The sequence below is a fragment of the Gordonia sp. (in: high G+C Gram-positive bacteria) genome (genome assembly GCF_047602025.1).
Taxonomy (GTDB): Bacteria; Actinomycetota; Actinomycetes; order Mycobacteriales; family Mycobacteriaceae; genus Gordonia.
Genome location: NZ_JASGII010000001.1, coordinates 2,609,308 through 2,628,608, shown reverse-complemented (window position 1 = coordinate 2,628,608; position 19,301 = coordinate 2,609,308). Strand labels below are relative to the sequence as shown.

The following is a 19,301-nucleotide window of genomic DNA, read 5'->3' as shown; positions in this document are numbered from 1 at the left end:
TTACCCCGGGCGTCAGGCCTTCTGGACCTTGTCCGGCTCCGAGGCGGCGAGCATCTCCTCGCGCTCGACGACCTTGATGCGCTCGCGGCCCTCGGCGGCGCCCAGGGCGCGCTCGTGCTCGTCGAGGCGGTACCAGCCGTCCCAGGTGGTGAACGGGATGCTGCGCTCCTCCAGGAGGGCGATGACCGCGTCCTCGGACGTGTCGGCGGGGGAGCCCAGCTTGTCGTTCTTCATGTCGTCGACGATGCAGTCGACGGTCTCGTTGGCGTCGCCCTTGGTGTGGCCGATGAGGCCGACGGGGCCGCGCTTGACCCAGCCGGTCGTGTAAAGGCCGGGAAGGTGCGCGCCCTCGTCGAAGATGCGACCCGCCTCATTGGGGATGACGCCAGCAGTGTGGTCGAACGGGATCTCCGGCAGGTTGTCCGAGAGATAGCCGACCGCGCGGTAGACGGCGGTGACATCCCAGTCGGTGGTCTTGCCGGTGGGCTGCACGTTGCCGGTGCCGTCGAGCTCGGTGCGCTCGGTGCGCAGGCCGACGACCTTGCCGTCGTCGCCGAGGATCTCGACGGGGTTCTCGAAGAAGTGCAGGAACAGCTTGTGGATGGCGCCCTGCTTCGGCTCGCGGATCGCGTAGTTCTCGATGATCGTCGCGACCTGGTCGGTGATCTTGCTGCTGCGCCGCGCCACGGCCGAGCCCTCGTCGTACTCGATGTCCTCGGGGTTGACGATGACCTCGATGTTCGGCGAGTGGTCGAGCTCCTTGAGCTCGAGCGGGGTGAACTTCGCCTGCGCCGGGCCGCGGCGGCCGAAGACGTGCACCTCGACGGCCTTGTTGGCCTTGAGGCCCTCGTAGACGTTGGCCGGGATCTCGGTGGGCAGCAGTTCGTCGCCGGTCTTGGCGAGGACGCGCGCGACGTCGAGGGCGACGTTGCCGACGCCGATGACCGCGACCTTCTCCTCGTCGAGAGGCCAGGTGCGCGGGAAGTCGGGGTGGCCGTCGTACCAAGCGACGAACTGCGCGGCGCCGTAGCTGCGCTCCAGGTCGACGCCGGGGATGTCGAGGCCGCGGTCGTCGGTGGCGCCGGTGGAGAAGATCACCGCGTCGTAGTGGCGCTTGAGATCGTCGAGGGTGATGTCGGTGCCGTAGTCGATGTTGCCCAGCAGGCGGATCTGCGGCTTGTCGAGGACCTTGTGCAGCGCGTTGATGATGCCCTTGATGCGCGGGTGGTCGGGGGCCACGCCGTAGCGGATCAGGCCGAAGGGCGCGGGCATCCGCTCGTACAGGTCGATGCTGACGCCGCGGTCGGCCAGGTCGTCGTGCTTCATCAGCGCGTCGGCGGCGTAGATGCCGGCCGGGCCGGCGCCGACGATGGCTACCCGCAGCGGGCGGTTCTCGGAGCTCATGGCTTCTACGGTAGGTGCTCGGCGGCGACGGCCAAAATGGCGGTCCGGACCGGCGGTGAGGTTCGCCTCATTTCGACCGCTGACCTGCGCCGCCATATACTTGGGCGTTGTGGCTGACTCCCCCGACGATGACTTGGGCAGATTGACCGAAGAACTCGACGCGCGCGATGCCCCGACGAAAGCGCCGTTCATCGGAGCGCTCGTCCTCGTCGCACTTTTAATCGGCCTGATTTTAATTGCCCAGTTCGCGAACCCCTTCCACAAGCGGCTCAGTCCGGAGGACCAGGTCCGCGTCGTCATCAGCGACCAGTACACCGCGCGCAACGCCATCGACTACGCGGGCTACCTGCGGGTGACCTGCCAGGAGAAGGCCCAGTCCCGTGCGGACTTCCTCGCGCAGAACACCGTCGCCGCGCGTGACGCGAACGGGAAGATCGTGATCCCGGAGATCACCGGCGTAGTCATCAACGACGACAAGGCCAGTGCGACGGTCGTCTGGAACTACGAGAAGAAGGCCGCCGAGAAGACCACGGTGCCCACGACGCTGGTGCGCCAGCAGGACGGATGGAAGGTCTGCTCATGAGTTACGCAGGCGATGTGACCCCGCTCGAGGCGTGGGAGTTGCTGGAGAACGACGAGAACACCGTCCTGGTCGACTGCCGCACGAGCGCGGAGTGGAACTTCGTCGGCGTGCCCGATCTGGAGATCGTCGAGAAGAGCACGGTCTTCGTCGAGTGGACGACCTTCCCGAACGGCGAACTCAACCACCTCTTCGTCGACCAGTTGCGCGACGCGGGCATCACCGACGACAACCGCGTCCTGTTCATCTGCCGCTCCGGCAATCGGTCGATCGGCGCCGCCGAGGCGGCCACCGCCGCCGGCATCAAGCAGTCCTACAACGTGCTCGACGGCTTTGAAGGACACCTCGACGAGAACGACCACCGCGGTGCGACCGGGTGGAAGGCGCTCAACCTGCCCTGGCGGCAGTCGTGACCGACGACATCTTCGGCGAGCTGCCCCGCGACGTCGGCCCGGACACCCTGGCCGTGCAGGGCGGCACCGCGCGGTCGCAGTTCATGGAGACCTCTGAGGGCCTCTACCTGACCAGCGGATATGTCTTCGACTCCGCCGAGTCGGCCGAGCGCGCCTTCACCGGCGAGGAGAAGCGCTTCGTCTACTCCCGCTACGGCAACCCGACCGTCGCCATGTTCCAGGAGCGCCTGCGCCTGCTCGACGGTGCGGAGGCGTGCTTTGCGACGGGCAGCGGCATGGCCGCGGTCTTCGTCGCGCTCGCCGCGCTGCTGAAGACCGGCGACCGCCTCGTCGCCGCCCGCAGCCTCTTCGGCTCCTGCTTTGTGATCTGCAACGAGATCCTGCCGCGCTGGGGCGTCGAGACCGTCTTCGTCGACGGTGAGGACCTGCAGCAGTGGGAGGAGGCGCTGTCTGAGCCGACCACCGCGGTCTTCTTCGAGACCCCCGCCAATCCGATGCAGACCCTCGTCGACATCGAGGCCGTCTGCAAGCTCGCCCACGCCGCCGGTGCCCAGGTCGTGCTCGACAACGTCTTCGCGACGCCGCTGCTGCAGCACGGCTTCGAGCTCGGCGCCGACGTGGTCGTCTACTCGGCCACCAAGCACATGGACGGCCAGGGCCGCGTCATGGGCGGCGCGATCCTCGGCAGCGAGGAGTTCATCAGCGGACCGGTGCAGAACCTCATGCGCCACACCGGGCCGGCGCTGAGCCCGTTCAACGCGTGGACCCTGCTCAAGGGCCTGGAGACGATGCGCCTGCGCGTCGACGCCGCCGTCGCCTCGGCGCTCAAGGTCGCCCAGTTCCTCGACGACGATCCGCGGACGTCGTGGGTGAAGTACCCGTTCCTGCCGTCGCACCCGCAGTACGACCTCGCGCGCAAGCAGATGGCCGGCGGAGGCACCGTGATCACCTACGAGGTCGCCGACCGGGACGGCAAGAGCGGCAAGGAGCGCGTCTTCGAGGTGCTCAACAAGCTGCGCGTCGTGAAGATCTCCAACAACCTGGGCGACGCGAAGTCGCTGACCACGCACCCTGCCACGACCACGCACCGCGCGATGGGTCCGGAAGGCCGGGCCGCGGTCGGCATCACCGATTCGGTCATCCGGATTTCTATCGGCCTGGAGAACGTCGACGACCTGATCGCAGACCTCGATCAGGCCCTCGGCTGACGGCAAACCCGACCCTGCGTGACAAGACCCGACCGGAATCTCGGTCGGGTCTTGTGATGCAGGGTCGGGTTTGGGTGGCGCTACTTGAGAGCGACCTTGACGCCGCTTGAGAACATCGAATCGTGCAACTCAAGGGTGGTTGGGACCGCGCCCTTGGGGATGTCGAAGACGAGTTTGACGGTCACTTTGTTGCCCGGGTTGATCTTGTCCCAGATTGGGATCTCCGCTCCGCCAAGCGCGATGGCCGCCATCGCGTCCGATTCATGGGTGCGATCGGAGTTGTCGATCAGCTTTTGACTGCTAGGGGTAAACCCCTGGGACTTCTTGTCGATGTTCTTGACGGAAACCGTCACCACCGTGAACGCACCCTGGGCCTTTTCGGTCAGATACGGATTGTCGCCGACAGAAGCGAGGCCAGATTCGACGCCGGTGACAACGAATTCGAACTTGCCATCTCGAACTGCCTGGTTCATCTTGGCGGCGCCGTTCGACTTATCGGTAGTCTTCGGCGCTTCGGTGGACTTCGGCGCGTCCGTCGTCGGGGTTGATTCGTTTGCCGCAGCGGGGGTTTCCGAAGTAGCGGAGGACTTGTTCGCAGTGTCGTTGCCGCCCAGCACGGCTCCGAGGCCACACAGGGCAACCACTGCGACCGCGATTCCGATAATCCATGGCGTTTTGGATGACTTCTTGGGCTCTGGGGCGGCGGGCGGCGGATATTGCGGAGGCTGACCCGGCGGAGGTGGGTATTGGCCTTGAGGAGGATATTGCGGGTAACCGCCTTGCGACGGCGGGTATTGCGAGGGTCGGCCCTGCGACGGGTAATGCGGTCCCTGACCGGGAGGCGGTGTCGTCATTGGTGCTCCTGCCTATGGATTCGGAGAGGCGCGAACCGTCCTCTGGAACAGCACCGTATCCCGCGGCAACTGCACGATCGCTCGAGTTCGTTGAGATTGATCGTTGCGGAGGACTGTTCAAATGGCAGGGGAGGCTCCAACACGGCGTGACACCTTCCAACACCAGACCGTGTTGGAACCAGTCTCGCGGTGTTGGAACTACGAACCGGCGATCGCGGGATCGGCGCCGAGGGCGCGGAGAGCGGTGCCGAACTTGGCGGTCGTCTCGGCCAATTCGGCGGCGGGGTCGGAATCGGCGACGATGCCGCCGCCCGCCCAGGCGGTCACCCGACGACGGTCGGCGGCCAGCTGCACGCAGCGGATGGTGACGACCCAGTCGCCGTCGCCGTCGGCGTTGCACCACCCGACCGCGCCGCCGTAGAAGCCGCGGTCGCCCTCGTATTCGGCGATCATCGCGGCGGCCACATCGCTGGGGGTGCCGCCGAGCGCCGGGGTCGGCGACAGCGTCAGGGCGAGGTCCAGCGACGTCGTGGCCGGGTCGGCCAGCGTCGCGGTGATCGGCGTCGCCAGGTGCCACAGTTCCCCGGTCGACAACAGCACCGGCTCGGCGGGCGCGTCGACCTCGGTGCAGAACGGGGCCAGCCGCTCGCGCAGGAAGTCGACGACGAAGGCGTGCTCGGCCAGGTCCTTCGCCGATCCCCGCAGCGCGGCGGCGCGCTGCTCGTCGACGTGCGGGTCGGGCGAGCGCGGCATGGTGCCCGCGTACGGCCGGCACGACACCTCCCGCCCGCGCTTGCGCACCAGCAGCTCCGGGCTCGCCCCGACGATCCACTGACCGGTGAAGTCGTCGCCGGCCGCATCCAGCGCGACGGCGAAGGCGTTGTGGGCGGCGTTGCCGTTCGCAAAGGCCGCCGCGAGCGCGAGGGGGTCGAGCGCCTCGTCGACGTCGAGCTCCAACGCCCGCGCCAGCACGACCTTGTCCGCCTCCCCGGCGCGGATCCGCGCCACGACCTCGGCGACCCGTCGCTCGTGCTCGGCGGGCTCGGGACGGCGGGCGGCCACCGTCACCCCGTGGCGCTGCGGCCAGGCCGGCCGAACAGGGTTGTGGTCGACGGTCAGCCGCGCCGGCTCCCACAGGGCCGCCGGACCGTCGACGTCGAACGGCAGCGCGCCGACGATCCCGTCGCACTCCCCGGATCGCAGCGCCGCCACGGCACCCGCGCCGTCGGTGAACGCGCGCGCCGCGCCGGCGCCGGTCACCGATCCGGGACGCCCGGACAACAGGAAGTTCGTGTCCACCGCACCACCGTAGCGCCCGGGTGAGCCTGCCCTTACTACCGCACGGCGTGATCCGCGCGACGGACGTCGTCGCCCCGGCCCAGTAATGTCGGCCCGGTGAGCCTTCCCGACATCCCAGCGATCGCGACCGCCGCCGGAGCTCCCGTCGACGGCCCGGCGGGCCAGGCCCTCGCCCTCGGCGCGCCCGAGGCGCTGCGCCACCGGACGTACTGGAACTCCCCGGAGCTGCCCGACGCCGTCGGCGCCCCGGTCACGATCCGAGCCGAGGAGCGCACCCACATCGAGCGGATCGTCGGCAAACCCATCCACCGCCAGTCGTGGCTGGATGCCGCCGACGACTACCTGCGGGGCCGGCACATCAACGCGACCGCCGGCGAACGCGCGCTCGACATCCGCGAGGACGTTCTCGACGACAGCCGCGACGTGTACCTCGACGTCGACGCCTGGCTCACGGCAGTCGGCGCCGCGGGCACCGACAAGGAGTGGGCCGACCACGAGATCGACGCCGTGTCGCGCGCCGCGGTGAAGGCGTTCCAGATCGAGCGCCAGCTGACCGACGACGGCCTGCTGCCGGCGGGCAAACGCGTGTGGACCTACATGGCCTACGACCTGGCCGGCGCGGTCTATCTGGTGCAGGCCGGATTCCGCCTCGGCTTTGCCGACCCGGCGCTGGCGGCGCAGATCCTCGACGCCGCCCGCGACAACGCCGCCGCGATCTTCGGCGACTGGCAGCAGTTCGGCATCAGCTACCTCGCCGCTCGGTCGTGCCTGCACGGCAGCTACCCGTGCGACGACGTGTGGCGCGACGCGTCGAGCACCGTGCGCATCCTGCTCGACGACCCGTCGAGCCCGTGGGTGACCCTCCCGTTCCCGGCGGCGGAGGCCGCCGATGGCTGACGCCGACGACTTCGACGACCTGGCCGCCTCGCTGCGGATGGACCCCGCGTCGACCGGCGCCGACGTCGGTTGGGTGCGCCCGGCGCAGCAACCCCGGATCGACCGGTCCGCGCTCGTCGACCACGCCCTCGCCGACGTGCCGGCCGACCCCGACGGCCCGCTCTACAGCCACCTCGCGCAAGGGCTCGCGCTCGGTGGGCTGACCGCGGTCGCGACCGAAACCCCGTGGAACTCGCTGCGCGACCTCGCGCTGCCCGCCTATCAGCTGCGCGTCGAACTGGAACGCATCTGGGGCATCCACAACGCCGAGGACTGGTTCGCCGTCATGGCGTCGATGATCGGCTTCCAGGAGTTTAGCGAGGCCGAGGCCATGCTCGACGCCCGCGGCGAGGCCGTCGCCCGCGGCGGATACACCCCCGACGACTACGACGGGCTGTGGCGCCAGTGGCTCATCGACCGTGACTTCGACGCGGATGTGTACGAGGGCACCCATGAGCGCCTGGCCACCGTCACGGCCGTCGACGACTGGCTGCGCGACTGCGGCCTCCTCGCCCCCGACGGCCACGTCGGCACCATCGCGGGCTACGCGATCGAATGGGCCGTGCGCCTGGCCCGCGCGGGCCACGTCGCCGGTTACGCCGACGAGGCCGAGGCCGTACAGATGATCCTCACCGCGCGCGACAGCGCGGCGCGCATCTTCGCGTCGTGGACCGAGTACGCGGTGTCGGTCGTCGCCGGCACCCTGCTGCACCACGACGGCGGGTGGGACACCATCCGCACCGCCGTCGCGACCCTGCTCACCGTCGACCACAGCCCGTGGCGGGCGTTGCCCTTCCCGCTGAGCGACCTGCCCGCGCAGGAGGCGTCGTGACCGTCGAGGCCGGCGATTCGCCGGAGCAGGTCGCGGCGGCGATGGCGGTCGACTACTCCCGCGCGCCCATCACCGCCGACCCCGACGGCCCGCTCTACGGCATGCTCGCGCAGGGGCTGGCGCTCGGTGCGCCGCTGACCGTCATGCACGACGGCACGGCGTGGAACTCCGTCTACGACTGCGGCGAGGACGACACCGAGGACTGTCGCTACCTGTTGACCGAGGTGTGGGGGATCGGCTCGGAGGAGCACTGGCTCGAGGTCATCTCCCGCCTCGTCGACGGCGAGTACGGCGACTCCGAGGCCTACTGGGCGGTGCGCATGCGGACGCGGGCGCGGCGTCGTTTGGGTGGCCCGCGCGTCGACGACGCCGCCTGGACCGCCGAGATCGCGAGCGCCTTCACCGAGCCGGAGAACGAGAAGTTCATCGAGCAGATCGCCTCGGCGATCCCGCGGGTGCACGCCGCGGAGAACCAGCTGCGCGCCGCGCACCTGCTCGATTCCGATGAAGAGGTCGAGCACTGCGATGCCTACGACTACACGCGCGCCATCTCGGTCGCCCGCTGGGGAGTGCGGTTCGGCTGGGGCACGCCCAATGTCGTGCCGAACGTCGCCGTGGACGTCGCCCGTCGAGCCGCCCTGGACTATTCCTCGTGGCGCGCCTACGCGCTGGGCTGGGACCTGGGCCGCATCGTCACCTACACGGAGACGTGGGGTCGGCAGACCGTCCAGTCGATCGAGGCCATCCGCCCCCTGCTGGACTCGGTCGCCTCGCCGTGGCGCAACCTGCCCTTCCCGGTCCCGGGGCAGTGGGAGGGCGACGAAGAACCCGGCTGAGATTTCTCCCCAGCCGACCAATGGATGGCAATCTTCCCCCGACGGGGCAGCAGGGGAGGTTTTTCAGCAGGTGAGGTCAGTGACCCTCGGTCTTGAGCCGCTCGACGGCCTCGTCGAGGACCTTCTGGGCCTGCTCTCGGCCGACCCAGCCGCCGGGGGTGACTTCCTTGCCCGGCTCCAGGTCCTTGTAGTGCTCGAAGAAGTGCGCGATCGCCTTGGTCTCGAAGTCGCTGACGTCGCCGATGTCCTGGATGTGGTCCCAGCGGGTGTCGTCGGCGGGCACGCAGAGCAGCTTGTCGTCGCCACCCTTCTCATCGGTCATCGTGTACATGCCGACGACGCGCGCCTTCACCGTGCAGCCGGGGAATACCGACTCGGGGAGCAGGACCAGCGCGTCCAACGGGTCGCCGTCCTCGCCGAGGGTGTGGTCGACGAAGCCGTAGTCGGCGGGGTAGCCGAACGCGGTGTAGAGGTAGCGGTCCAGGAACAGCCGACCGGTCTCGTGATCGACCTCGTACTTGTTGCGGCTCCCCTTGGGGATCTCGATGATGACGTCGACGGCCACGGTGTTAGTCCTCTCGTTGGTCGGCTCTGAGCCGGTTCAACGATACTGTTTACCGCAAGGACGACGACGCGGAGGTAGTGGTGGCCGACACGGTAGAGCTCGGGGCCGGGAGCGGTAAGCGCAAGACGGCGCGCTCGACGGTGATTGGGCTGTTGGTGGTCGCCCTGGTGGCGGCCGCCGGGTTCGTCGGTTGGCGCACGTGGTTCGCCGGCGAGGAGGTGCCCGAGGGCACGCCGGCGCGGCCCGAGCTCATCACCCCGACCCCGGCGATCAAGCCGGTGAACCCGCAGGCCCCGGTGCCGACGTCGCAGGGGCTCGCGATGGCGCTGTCGAAGGTGTCCACCGCGGCCGACCTGGGTGAGCTGACCGGCCAGGTGTCCGATCCGATCACCGGCAAGGTGCTGTGGGAGAAGAACCCGGGCAAGCCGCTGATCCCCGCGTCGAACGCGAAGGTCCTCACCGCGGCCGCCGCACTGCTCGGCATGGCACAGGACCGTCGTCTCACGACGACCGTTCTCGAAGGTCCGGGCGGGCAGGTCATCCTCAAGGGTGCCGGCGATCCGACGCTGTCGGCCCAGCCCATCGGCAAGGACACCTTCTTCACCGACGCGCCGCGCATCGCCGACCTCGCCCAGCAGATCCGTGGTGCCGGCATCAAGGTGAAGTCGGTGGCCATCGACACCTCGCTGTTCTCCGGCCCGACGATGGACCGGACGTGGGACCGCCGCGACATCGCCGGCGGCGACATCACGCCGATCAAGTCGCTGATCATCGACTCCGGCCGCGAGGTCCCGCTCGACGAGTTCTCCCCGCGCGTCGACGAGCCGGCCATGCAGGCCGGCAAGGCGCTGGCCAAGGCCCTCGGCGTCGACGGCCCGGTCAAGACCGCCCGCGCCGCCGACGGGGCCCGCAAGTTGGCGTCGGTGAAGTCGGCGACGTTGGCCACCCGCGTCAACGACATGATGCGCTTCTCCGACAACGTGCTCGCCGAGACGCTGGCCATCGAGCTGTCGCTGTCCCGCGGCGGCCCCGGCACTCTCGACGGCGGCGCCGACGCCGTCCGCAAGACCCTCGCCGACAAGGGCTTCGACACCACCGGCGTCACCCTGCGCGACGCCTCCGGCCTCTCCTACGCCAACAAGGTGCCCGCCCGCGTCCTCAACGACATGATGTCGGGCATCGCCGGCACCCGGTACCCGCAGCTGCGCGTCCTGCTCGACGGCCTGCCGATCGCCGCGGGCACCGGCACCCTGGCCGAGCGGTTCAACCCGAAGAAGACCTCCGGCGCCGGCTGGGTGCGTGCCAAGACCGGCACGCTGACCGGCGTAAGTTCGCTCACCGGCATCGTGCAGACCGTCGACGGCCGGGTGCTCTCCTTCGCGCTGATGTCCAACGGCACCTCGCCGGACCAGGCGCGGCCCGCGCTCGACGCCGTCGTCGGCAAGATCCGCGATTGCGGCTGCCGGTGACCGAGCCCGCCGGCGAGATCGGCCCGGCCATCGACTGGTCGATGGCCGCCGGCATCGGCCGCCGGTTGGCGCGCGGCGGTCCGGCGATGACCGAGTACACGCGCAACCAGGTCTACACGGAGCTGGCCGACGCCTCCCGGCGCGCCGAGGGCCCGGTCCGCGAGGTCACCGGCCTCGCCGACGGACTGGCGGTGCCCGCCGCCCGCGTCGTCGACCGCCCGCAGTGGATCTCGGCCGCCGCCGACTCGATGAGTTCGATGCTCGCGGCGCCCGGACCCTCGTCGACACCGGTCCCGCACGCCGAGCCGGCTGGCGGCAACGGCCTGATGTCGACGATCTCGGCCAAGGCGGGCGGCTTCCAGGCGGGCGGTCTGCTGGCCTTCCTGTCCGGTGCGATCCTCGGCCAGTACGACCCGTTCACGGCCGATCCGGCGACCGGCGACGACGGTGTGCTGCTGCTCGTCGCGCCCAACATCGTCGCCGTCGAGCGCAAGCTCAAGGCGGTGCCGTCGGACTTCCGCCTCTGGGTCTGCCTGCACGAGGTCACCCACCGCGTGCAGTTCTCGGCGAACCCGTGGCTGCGCGACTACATGGTCGACAACATCGCGACGCTGACGGCGGTCGGCGAGGAGACCACCGCCGAGCTGGTCGGCAGGCTCGCGTCGGCGGTCCGCAGCAACCAGCCCCGCGAATCCGGGGTGCTGGGCGTCATGCAGCTGCTGCAGTCGCCCGAGCAGTACGACGCCTTCCAGAACATGATGATGCTCGGCACCCTGTTGGAGGGCCACGCCGACCACGTCATGGACGCCGTCGGGCCCGCGCACGTCCCGACGGTAGAACGGATCCGCGCCGGCTTCGACGCCCGCCGCACCGCGCCGCGCAACCCGATCGCGCGGATCATGCGCGCCCTCATCGGCATGGACGCCAAGATGGCCCAATACATCCGCGGCAAGGCGTTCACCGACCACGTCGTCGAGAAGGTCGGCATGCCCGCCTTCAACACCGTGTGGACCGGGCCCGAGACCCTGCCCAAGCCCGACGAGATCGACGAGCCGGACCGGTGGATCACACGCGTGCTCTGACCGACGCGGTTGCGGCCTTCGCGAAGGAGCACTTCGCCGCCGACCGCCGCGTCTGCGTCGCCCTCTCCGGCGGCCCCGACTCCCTGGCCCTGACCGCCGCCGCGATCGGTGCCGACCTGGCGGTCACGGCCCTCGTCGTCGACCACGGCCTGCAACCGGAATCCGCAGGCACCGCGGCCGAGGCGGCGGCGGCAGCGGAGCAGCTGGGGGCCGACGCGCGCGTCCTCCCGGTGACGGTCGGGGCCGACGGCGGACTCGAGGCCGCCGCCCGCGCCGCGCGCTACGGCGCCCTCGACGGTGCGCGCGAGGGACGGCCGGTGCTGCTCGGCCACACCCTCGACGACCAGGCCGAGACCGTGCTGCTGGGCCTGGCCCGCGGATCGGGCCCGACGTCGCTGTCCGGCATGCGCGCGTGGCGGCAGCCCTGGGGCCGACCGCTGCTGTCGGTGCGCCGCGCCGACACCGTCGCCGCCTGCGCCGAATGGGGACTGCACCCGTTCGACGACCCGCACAACAGCGACCCCCGCTTCACCCGCGTGCGCGTGCGCACCGAGGTGCTGCCGCTGCTGGACGACATCCTCGGCGGGGGAGTCCCGCGGGCGCTGGCCCGCACCGCCGACATGCTGGCCGCCGACGACGAGGCGCTCGCCGGTCTCGCCGACGAGCTCGCCGCCACGACCACGACGCCCGACGGCCTGCGGCTCTCGCCCCTGCGCGCGGCCCCGACGGCGCTGCGCACCCGGGTCCTGCGGCGCTGGCTGCTCGACGGCGGCGCCACCGAACCGACCGGCCGCGTCATCGCCGCGGTCGATCAGTTGGTCATCGGCGCACCGGGCCGCGGCGCCGTGGCCGTCGGCGGCGATCCGGCGACCCGGCTGACGGTCGCCCGTGACGGGGACCTTCTGGTGTGGCGCACCGCGCCCCGCGGCTAAGGTGACATGCGTGAGCAGCCATCCCTACGGCGACGACATCGAAGCGGTGATCATCACCGAAGAGCAGATCAAGCAGCGCACCGCGGAGCTGGCTGAATCGGTGGCCGAGCGCTTCCGGGACGCCCCGGACGATCTCGTGCTCATCGGCGTCCTCAAGGGCGCGATCATGTTCATGACCGACTTCGCCCGCGCGCTGCCGATCCCGTCGCAGATGGAGTTCATGGCGGTCTCCAGTTACGGCTCGTCGACCTCGTCGTCGGGCGTGGTGCGCATCCTCAAGGACCTCGACCGCGACATCGCCGGGCGCGACGTCGTGATCGTCGAAGACGTGATCGACTCCGGGCTGACGCTGTCGTGGCTGATGCGGAACCTCGCGACCCGCTCGCCGCGCTCGCTGAGCATCTGCACGCTGTTGCGCAAGCCCGATGCGCTGAAGGTCAACCTCGACATCGCCGACGTCGGCTTCGACATCCCGAACGACTTCGTCGTCGGCTACGGCCTCGACTACGCCGAGCGCTACCGCGACCTCCCGTTCATCGGCCGCCTCAAGCCGTCGGTCTACCAGCGCTGACGCGCCCGCCCGTCACCGCCATCGCCGACGCTGAATCGGCGCCACGGGTAGCCTGGTAGCAATCTCTGTGATGGAAGGACGATGGCGGCCCGAACCGGGCCGCCGCACCACGTATGAACCGTAAGACTGTCTTTCGCAATGTTGCGATCTTCGTCCTGATCCTGCTGGCGCTGTGGGGTTGGAGTTCCATGCGCGACAGCGCGCGCGAATACCACTCCGTGGACACCTCCGTCGCGCTCACGCAGCTCAACGTCAAGAACGCCAAGTCGGTCGAGATCGACGACCGCGAGCAGCAGTTGCGCATCGAGCTGAAGAACAAGATTCCGCTCAAGGAGAAGGACGCCCGCAACCCCAAGCGCGAGGAATCGGACAAGATCTCGGCCAAGTACCCCGCGCGCGGGGCCGACTTCGTCTTCCAGTCGGTGCGCGAGTCGGGCGCGGAGTACCAGACCAACGTCCGCCAGGACTCGGCACTGATGCAGATCCTCGCGCTGATCCTGCCGCTCGTGCTGCTGCTGGGCCTGTTCATGTTCGTGATGAACCGCATGCAGGGCGGCGGTCGGGGCGGCGTGATGGGCTTCGGCCGTTCGCGCGCCAAGCAGATCACCAAGGACATGCCGCAGAACACCTTCGCCGACGTCGCCGGTGCCGACGAGGCGGTCGAGGAGCTCTACGAGATCAAGGACTTCCTGCAGAACCCGGCGCGCTACGAGGCGCTGGGCGCGAAGATCCCCAAGGGCGTGCTGCTCTACGGTCCGCCCGGCACCGGCAAGACGCTGCTGGCCCGCGCGGTCGCCGGCGAGGCCGGGGTGCCGTTCTTCACGATCTCCGGTTCGGACTTCGTCGAGATGTTCGTCGGCGTCGGCGCCTCGCGCGTCCGCGACCTGTTCGAGCAGGCCAAGCAGAACAGCCCGTGCATCATCTTCGTCGACGAGATCGACGCCGTCGGCCGCCAGCGCGGTGCCGGCTTCGGCGGCGGCCACGACGAGCGCGAGCAAACCCTCAACCAGCTGCTCGTCGAGATGGACGGGTTCGGCGACCGGTCCGGCATCATCCTGATCGCCGCCACCAACCGCCCCGACATCCTCGACCCCGCGCTGCTGCGCCCCGGTCGGTTCGACCGCCAGATCCCGGTCAGCAACCCCGACATGCGCGGTCGCGAGGCGATCCTCAAGGTGCACGCCAAGGGCAAGCCGTTGGCCCCCGACGTCGACCTGGCCGGCCTGGCCAAGCGCACCCCCGGCATGTCCGGCGCCGACCTGGCCAACGTCATCAACGAGGCCGCGCTGCTCACCGCCCGGGAGAACCAGACGGTGATCACCGCCGCCACCCTCGAGGAGGCGGTCGACCGCGTCATCGGCGGTCCGCGCCGCAAGAGCCGCGTCATCAGCGAACACGAGAAGAAGGTCGTCGCGTACCACGAGGGCGGTCACACCCTGGCCGCGTGGGCGATGCCCGACCTGGACCCGATCTACAAGGTCACCATCCTCGCCCGCGGGCGCACCGGCGGTCACGCGCTCGCCGTGCCCGAGCAGGACAAGGATCTGATGACCCGGTCGGAGATGATCGCCCGCCTGGTCATGGCCATGGGCGGCCGTGCCGCCGAGGAACTCGTCTTCCACGAGCCGACGACGGGCGCCTCCAGCGACATCGACCAGGCCACGAAGATCGCCCGGGCCATGGTCACCGAATACGGCATGAGCTCCAAGCTCGGCGCCGTCCGCTACGGCCAGGAGCAGGGCGACCCGTTCATGGGTCGGTCGATGGGCTCGCAGACCGACTACTCCGACGAGGTGGCCGCACAGATCGACGACGAGGTGCGCCGACTGATCGAGGCCGCGCACAACGAGGCGTGGGCCATCCTCGCCGAGTACCGCGACACCCTCGATGTGCTGGCCACCGAGCTGCTGGAGAAGGAGACGCTGACGCGCAAGGACCTGGAGAAGATCTTCGAAGGGGTCACCAAGCGCGAGCGCATCACCGACTTCAACGACTTCGGCGGTCGCACGCCCAGCGACAAGCCGCCGGTGAAGACGCCGGGCGAGCTAGCCATCGAGCGCGGCGAGCCATGGCCCCCCGAACCCGAGCCGGTCCCGCAGCCGGTGGCGGCGCCGCAGGGTTACCCGCCCGCCGACTTCCCGCCGGGCACCCAGCCCCAGGGCTACCCGCAGGGCGCCTACCCCCAAGGCGGCTACCCGCAGGGTGCGCAGCCGCAGTCCGGCGGCGTCGACTACGGCGCCCCGGCGGGCTGGTCGGCGCCCGGCTGGCCGCCCGCACCGCACAACCCCGGTCGGCCCGACGGATCCCCGATCCCGCCGGCCGCACCGAACGGGCAGCAGCCCGCCGGCGACCAGGACGTCAACGGGACGGGTGGCGATGAGCGCTAAGGACAAGAACGTCGCCCACGGCGACTTCGACCAGGCGCGCGCCGAGGCAGCGGTGCGCGAACTGCTGATCGCCGTCGGCGAGGATCCCGACCGGGAGGGGCTGCGTCGCACCCCCACCCGCGTCGCCAACGCGTTCCACGAGGTGTTCGCCGGGCTCTACACCGACCCCGACGAGGTCCTGGAGACCACCTTCGACGAGGACCACGACGAACTGGTCCTGGTCAAAGACATCCCCCTGTACTCGACCTGTGAGCACCACCTCGTCGCCTTCCACGGCGTCGCGCACGTCGGGTACATCCCCGGCTCGTCGGGCCGTGTCACCGGGCTGTCGAAGCTGGCGCGCGTCGTCGACCTGTACGCCAAGCGCCCGCAGGTGCAGGAGCGGCTCACCAGTCAGATCGCCGACGCCGTGATGAACAAGCTCGATCCGCGCGGCGTCATCGTCGTCATCGAAGCCGAGCACCTGTGCATGGCGATGCGCGGCATCCGCAAGCCCGGCTCGCGCACGACGACCTCGGCGGTGCGCGGGATCTTCAAGTCCAACGCTGTTTCGCGCAGCGAGGCCTTGCAGCTGATCGTCAACTGACCCGGGCGGAGACGAGCCGATGGGCGGGGCAGTGACGGGCAGCGGGGTGAAGATCCTCGGCGTGGTCAACGTGACCGCCGATTCGTTCTCCGACGGCGGCAAGTTCCTCGACGTCGACGCCGCGCTCGCCCATGCCCGCAAACTCGTCGCCGACGGTGCCGACATCGTCGATATCGGCGGGGAGTCCACCCGACCCGGCGCCCACCGCGTCGACGAGGAGACCGAGGCCGGCCGCGTCGTGCCGGTGATCGCCGAATTGGCCCGTGCGGGCGTGCCCGTCTCCGTCGACACGATGCGCTCGGGTGTGGCCGCCGCCGCCATCGAAGCCGGCGCCGCCTACGTCAACGACGTCTCCGGCGGTCGGGCCGACCCGCAGATGGCCAAAGTCGTCGCCGCGGCGGACCTGCCCTGGATCCTCATGCACTGGCGCCCGCTCACCGAGCGCGCCGGTGCCGGCCCGTACGGGCCGGAGGACTTCACCCACCGCGCCGGGCAGACCGGCGCCTACCGCGACGTCGTCGGCGAGGTCAGCGGCGAACTGCTCGCCCAGGTCGATTCGGCCGTCGCGGCGGGCGTCGACCCCGACCGGCTGATCCTCGACCCCGGACTGGGGTTCGCCAAGAGCGCGGAACACAACTGGGAGCTGCTGCGGGGCCTGCCGACGCTGCTCGGCCTGGGTTTCCCCGTCCTCGTCGGCGCCTCCCGCAAGCGGTTCCTCGGCTCGTTGCTCGCCGAGCACGGCGAGGACCGCCCGCCGGCCGGGCGCGAGATCGCCACCGCGGCGGTGTCGGCGCTGGCCGCGGCGGCCGGGGTGTGGGGCGTGCGGGTGCACGACCCGGCCGCGAGCCGCGACGCGATCGCCGTCGCCCAGGCGTGGACCGGTGCGGAAGGGGAGGGTCATGGCTGACCGGATCGAACTGCGGGGCCTCAAGGTCCGCGGCCACCACGGCGTCTTCGACCACGAGCGCCGCGACGGCCAGGACTTCATCATCGACGTGTCGGTGTGGATGGACCTGTCCATCGCCGCCGATTCCGACGACCTCGCCGACACCCTCGACTACGGCGAACTGGCCCAGCTGGTCCACGACATCGTCGCCGGCGAGCCCTGCAACCTGATCGAGAAGGTCGGGAGCGACGTCGCCGAGGCGATCATGGCCGACGAGCGGCTCGCCGCCGTCGAAGTCACCGTCCACAAGCCGTCGGCGCCGATCCCGCTGAGCTTCGAGGACGTCGCCGTCGTGACCCGCCGCTCGCGCAAGACGATGCTCCACCGGGGGCTCGGTTGAGCGCACCCACGACCACCGCCGTCCTGTCGGTCGGCTCGAACCTCGGTGACCGCCTCGCGCACCTGGCGAGCGTGGTCGACGGTTTCACCGCCTCCGGCGACACCGTCGTCGCCGTCTCGCCCGTCTACGTCACCCCGCCGTGGGGCGGGGTCGAGCAGGACGACTTCTACAACGTCACGATGATCGTCACCGGCCGGCGCGACGCGCTGTCGTGGTTGCGGCGCGGCGCCGAACTGGAGAACGACGCCGACCGTCGACGGGAGGTCCACTGGGGGCCGCGCACCCTCGACGTCGACGTGATCGCCGTCCGCGACGACGCCGGCCGGCCGGTGTTCAGCGCCACCGACGAGTTGACCCTGCCGCACCCGTACGCGCACCAGCGCGGGTTCGTCCTCGTGCCGTGGCTCGACATCGATCCCACCGCCGTGCTCGACTTTCCCGAGGGGGACAGCGCCCGCGTCGCCGACCTGGTCGCCGCGCTGGACCCGGCCGAGCGCGCCGCCCTGCAGCCCCTGGGCGCCGATCTGCCGAGCGGACCCGTTCGATGACCGCGACCCCGCCCGACAACGACGCTGACGGCCGCCTGGGGCCCACGAAGGTCCGCGACCTGCTGCTGTGGGCCGCCGCCGCGGCGGTGCTGGCCTGGGTGTTCGTCTCCTACAACTTCGGCGACCTCCCGATCATCCGCTGGTACACCAGCGCGGTACTCCTGGTGCTCGCCGCACTCGAGGCGGCCGCCGCCCTGATGGTCCGCCGCCGCGTCGCCGACGACGAGGTCGGGCAGGCGCAGGAGCAGCTCCATCCGGTGACGGTGGCCCGGCTCGTCGCCCTGGCCAAGGCGTCGGCGATCCTGGGTGCCGTCGCGGCCGGAGCGTGGGCGGCGATCGCGCTCTACCTGTTCCGCCTCGACGACGTCGCGAGCGCGAACGCGAGCAAGGTCGGGACCGTCGTCGGCGCCATCGGCGGCGTCGCGCTGGCGGCCGCCGCACTGTGGTTGGAGCAGTGCTGTCGCACCCCCGAGGACCCCGCCGACGAGGGCCAAGTGGCCAATCCGGACGTCGCCTGACAGTCTGAAGGGCGAGAATCCGCAAATGTGACTCTCCGGCTGAGGTTGAGCCGTTCCCCATCGCAGACAGGTAAGTTCACGACTATGGCGACTCGCGAAGGTCGTTCGGCGCGTGCCACGGGCCAGTGGCTCGTCGGCCTGCTGATCGTGCTCGCCCTGGTCGCCAGCTGCCTGATGGTCTGGAGCGACCAGCTGACCGTGCCGGCCTCGGTCGCCGTCATCGCCGCCCTTTGGGCCGCCGTCTTGGGCGCCATCGGGATCACCCGCTACCGCCGCCAGGCCGAGCTCGCCGAGGCCCGCGGCCGCGACATGCGCCTGGTGTACGAGCTGCAGCTCGAGCGGGAGATCGCCGCCCGCCGCCAGTACGAGATGGACATCGAGGCGCAGATCCGCACCGAGGTCGCCGCCGAGGCCAACGAGGACCTGCAGGCGCTGCAGGCCCAGATCGTCGCCCTGCGCGCCAGCCTGGAAGCGATGATGGGCCGGCCGCTGCCCGAGGAGCGCGTCGCCCTGCCCAATGAGCGGCTGCGCGAGCTCGCCTCGTCGATACCCACCTTCGAGCCCGACGACAGCGCCCTGGCCGCCACCGACTTCGCCTCCACCGCGCCGCCGCCCAGCAGCGGCCGCCACGGCCCCGCGCCGCAGAGTGGGCGGTCCGAGTGGACCGAGGTCATCCCCATCGTCGAAGAGGTCGACGAGGTCGAGGTCGACGCGGCCCACTACGACGGGCCCGGCTTCGACGAGCCGGCGCCCCGCCAGCGGGAGTCGCGGCGGCCGAGTTGGTCGTCGGACCAGACCAGCGCCACCTGGAGCAGCGACCCCGCACCGCGGGAGGCCGACACCTGGTCGCCGTCGGCACCGGTCGATCCCGAACCCGAAGCCGGCGGTCGGAGCCGTGGCAAGAGCGGCCGCGGGCGCGGCCAGCACCAGTCCGGCGGCATCTCGGCGGCCGAGCTGCTCGACCAGCTCCGCCGCGAAGACGACTGACCCGCCGC

The 19,301-nt window shown here is 70.4% G+C and carries 21 protein-coding genes; 17 read left to right on the top strand and 4 right to left on the bottom strand.

Annotated features, from left to right (window positions below):
- Nucleotides 1-12: 12 nt before the first annotated feature.
- On the bottom strand, nt 13-1,404 hold the full coding sequence (locus QM728_RS13245) for an FAD-dependent oxidoreductase (RefSeq protein ID WP_415032472.1): 1,392 nt from the start codon (nt 1,402-1,404) through the stop codon (nt 13-15).
- Nucleotides 1,405-1,513: 109 nt separating this feature from the next.
- Here QM728_RS13245 and QM728_RS13240 point away from each other — a divergent pair, with 109 nt between their 5' ends.
- The 3 genes from QM728_RS13240 to QM728_RS13230 are packed head-to-tail and all read left to right on the top strand — an operon-like array spanning nt 1,514 to nt 3,605.
- Nucleotides 1,514-1,987, top strand: a complete 474-nt coding sequence (locus QM728_RS13240; protein WP_415032471.1) for a hypothetical protein — start codon at nt 1,514-1,516, stop codon at nt 1,985-1,987.
- Nucleotides 1,984-2,397, top strand: a complete 414-nt coding sequence (locus QM728_RS13235; RefSeq protein ID WP_415032470.1) for a rhodanese-like domain-containing protein — start codon at nt 1,984-1,986, stop codon at nt 2,395-2,397. The genes QM728_RS13240 and QM728_RS13235 overlap by 4 nt, the downstream gene beginning before the upstream one ends.
- A gap of 8 nt (nt 2,398-2,405) precedes the next feature.
- On the top strand, nt 2,406-3,605 hold the full coding sequence (locus QM728_RS13230; protein WP_415032897.1) for an O-succinylhomoserine sulfhydrylase: 1,200 nt from the start codon (nt 2,406-2,408) through the stop codon (nt 3,603-3,605).
- Nucleotides 3,606-3,685: 80 nt separating this feature from the next.
- On the opposite strand, the gene QM728_RS13225 is transcribed toward QM728_RS13230, so the two are convergent.
- Both QM728_RS13225 and QM728_RS13220 read right to left on the bottom strand, forming a co-directional pair.
- Nucleotides 3,686-4,222: a DUF4352 domain-containing protein gene (locus QM728_RS13225; RefSeq protein ID WP_415032469.1), complete on the bottom strand. Its 537-nt coding sequence runs from the start codon at nt 4,220-4,222 to the stop codon at nt 3,686-3,688.
- 435 nt (nt 4,223-4,657) lie between these two features.
- Entirely contained in the window at nt 4,658-5,758 is a 1,101-nt protein-coding gene (locus QM728_RS13220) for an isochorismate synthase (RefSeq protein WP_415032468.1), read from the bottom strand.
- A gap of 96 nt (nt 5,759-5,854) precedes the next feature.
- On the opposite strand from QM728_RS13220, the gene QM728_RS13215 reads away from it, so the two are divergent.
- From QM728_RS13215 to QM728_RS13205, 3 genes are read left to right on the top strand one after another with little or no spacing between them, the layout of a single operon-like run.
- Nucleotides 5,855-6,655: a DUF1266 domain-containing protein gene (locus tag QM728_RS13215; RefSeq protein ID WP_415032467.1), complete on the top strand. Its 801-nt coding sequence runs from the start codon at nt 5,855-5,857 to the stop codon at nt 6,653-6,655.
- Entirely contained in the window at nt 6,648-7,526 is an 879-nt protein-coding gene (locus QM728_RS13210) for a DUF1266 domain-containing protein (RefSeq protein ID WP_415032466.1), read from the top strand. The genes QM728_RS13215 and QM728_RS13210 overlap by 8 nt, the downstream gene beginning before the upstream one ends.
- Nucleotides 7,523-8,362, top strand: coding sequence for a DUF1266 domain-containing protein (locus tag QM728_RS13205; RefSeq protein ID WP_415032465.1), 840 nt, complete (start codon nt 7,523-7,525; stop codon nt 8,360-8,362). The genes QM728_RS13210 and QM728_RS13205 overlap by 4 nt, the downstream gene beginning before the upstream one ends.
- A gap of 76 nt (nt 8,363-8,438) precedes the next feature.
- On the opposite strand, the gene QM728_RS13200 is transcribed toward QM728_RS13205, so the two are convergent.
- The gene (locus tag QM728_RS13200) at nt 8,439-8,927 is read right to left on the bottom strand and encodes an inorganic diphosphatase (protein WP_415032464.1); all 489 of its coding nucleotides are present in this window, start codon (nt 8,925-8,927) and stop codon (nt 8,439-8,441) included.
- An 80-nt stretch (nt 8,928-9,007) separates the two neighbouring features.
- On the opposite strand from QM728_RS13200, the gene dacB reads away from it, so the two are divergent.
- The 11 genes from dacB (at nt 9,008) to QM728_RS13145 (ending at nt 19,293) form a co-directional block, all read left to right on the top strand.
- Entirely contained in the window at nt 9,008-10,396 is a 1,389-nt protein-coding gene (dacB, locus tag QM728_RS13195) for a D-alanyl-D-alanine carboxypeptidase/D-alanyl-D-alanine-endopeptidase (protein WP_415032463.1), read from the top strand.
- A gap of 41 nt (nt 10,397-10,437) precedes the next feature.
- Complete coding sequence (locus tag QM728_RS13190; protein ID WP_415032896.1) at nt 10,438-11,478, top strand: zinc-dependent metalloprotease; 1,041 nt, start codon at nt 10,438-10,440, stop codon at nt 11,476-11,478.
- The gene (tilS, locus tag QM728_RS13185; RefSeq protein WP_415032462.1) at nt 11,457-12,410 is read left to right on the top strand and encodes a tRNA lysidine(34) synthetase TilS; all 954 of its coding nucleotides are present in this window, start codon (nt 11,457-11,459) and stop codon (nt 12,408-12,410) included. The genes QM728_RS13190 and tilS overlap by 22 nt, the downstream gene beginning before the upstream one ends.
- 10 nt (nt 12,411-12,420) lie before the next feature.
- Nucleotides 12,421-12,981: a hypoxanthine phosphoribosyltransferase gene (gene hpt / locus QM728_RS13180; protein ID WP_415032461.1), complete on the top strand. Its 561-nt coding sequence runs from the start codon at nt 12,421-12,423 to the stop codon at nt 12,979-12,981.
- 113 nt (nt 12,982-13,094) lie between these two features.
- A complete protein-coding gene (gene ftsH, locus QM728_RS13175) occupies nt 13,095-15,368 on the top strand; it encodes an ATP-dependent zinc metalloprotease FtsH (protein WP_415032460.1) in 2,274 nt (757 codons plus the stop codon).
- A complete protein-coding gene (folE, locus tag QM728_RS13170) occupies nt 15,358-15,954 on the top strand; it encodes a GTP cyclohydrolase I FolE (protein ID WP_415032459.1) in 597 nt (198 codons plus the stop codon). The genes ftsH and folE overlap by 11 nt, the downstream gene beginning before the upstream one ends.
- Before the next feature lie 19 nt (nt 15,955-15,973).
- Nucleotides 15,974-16,861, top strand: a complete 888-nt coding sequence (gene folP, locus QM728_RS13165) for a dihydropteroate synthase (RefSeq protein WP_415032458.1) — start codon at nt 15,974-15,976, stop codon at nt 16,859-16,861.
- Nucleotides 16,854-17,240: a dihydroneopterin aldolase gene (gene folB, locus QM728_RS13160; protein ID WP_415032457.1), complete on the top strand. Its 387-nt coding sequence runs from the start codon at nt 16,854-16,856 to the stop codon at nt 17,238-17,240. The genes folP and folB overlap by 8 nt, the downstream gene beginning before the upstream one ends.
- The gene (gene folK, locus QM728_RS13155) at nt 17,237-17,788 is read left to right on the top strand and encodes a 2-amino-4-hydroxy-6-hydroxymethyldihydropteridine diphosphokinase (protein WP_415032456.1); all 552 of its coding nucleotides are present in this window, start codon (nt 17,237-17,239) and stop codon (nt 17,786-17,788) included. Before folB ends, folK begins: the two co-directional genes overlap by 4 nt.
- A complete protein-coding gene (locus QM728_RS13150; RefSeq protein ID WP_415032455.1) occupies nt 17,785-18,306 on the top strand; it encodes a DUF3180 domain-containing protein in 522 nt (173 codons plus the stop codon). Before folK ends, QM728_RS13150 begins: the two co-directional genes overlap by 4 nt.
- An 84-nt stretch (nt 18,307-18,390) precedes the next feature.
- A complete protein-coding gene (locus QM728_RS13145; protein WP_415032454.1) occupies nt 18,391-19,293 on the top strand; it encodes a DUF6779 domain-containing protein in 903 nt (300 codons plus the stop codon).
- Nucleotides 19,294-19,301 lie beyond the last annotated feature (8 nt).

Bases quoted from the DNA above. Each gene is read 5' to 3' on its own strand.
- QM728_RS13245 (WP_415032472.1), bottom strand. From the start codon at position 1,404: ATGAGCTCCGAGAACCGCCCGCTGCGGGTAGCCATCGTCGGCGCCGGC.
- QM728_RS13235 (WP_415032470.1), top strand. From the start codon at position 1,984: ATGAGTTACGCAGGCGATGTGACCCCGCTCGAGGCGTGGGAGTTGCTG.
- QM728_RS13210 (WP_415032466.1), top strand. From the start codon at position 6,648: ATGGCTGACGCCGACGACTTCGACGACCTGGCCGCCTCGCTGCGGATG.
- QM728_RS13190 (WP_415032896.1), top strand. From the start codon at position 10,438: ATGGCCGCCGGCATCGGCCGCCGGTTGGCGCGCGGCGGTCCGGCGATG.
- ftsH (WP_415032460.1), top strand. From the start codon at position 13,095: ATGAACCGTAAGACTGTCTTTCGCAATGTTGCGATCTTCGTCCTGATC.
- folE (WP_415032459.1), top strand. From the start codon at position 15,358: ATGAGCGCTAAGGACAAGAACGTCGCCCACGGCGACTTCGACCAGGCG.
- folP (WP_415032458.1), top strand. From the start codon at position 15,974: ATGGGCGGGGCAGTGACGGGCAGCGGGGTGAAGATCCTCGGCGTGGTC.
- folB (WP_415032457.1), top strand. From the start codon at position 16,854: ATGGCTGACCGGATCGAACTGCGGGGCCTCAAGGTCCGCGGCCACCAC.
- QM728_RS13150 (WP_415032455.1), top strand. From the start codon at position 17,785: ATGACCGCGACCCCGCCCGACAACGACGCTGACGGCCGCCTGGGGCCC.
- QM728_RS13145 (WP_415032454.1), top strand. From the start codon at position 18,391: ATGGCGACTCGCGAAGGTCGTTCGGCGCGTGCCACGGGCCAGTGGCTC.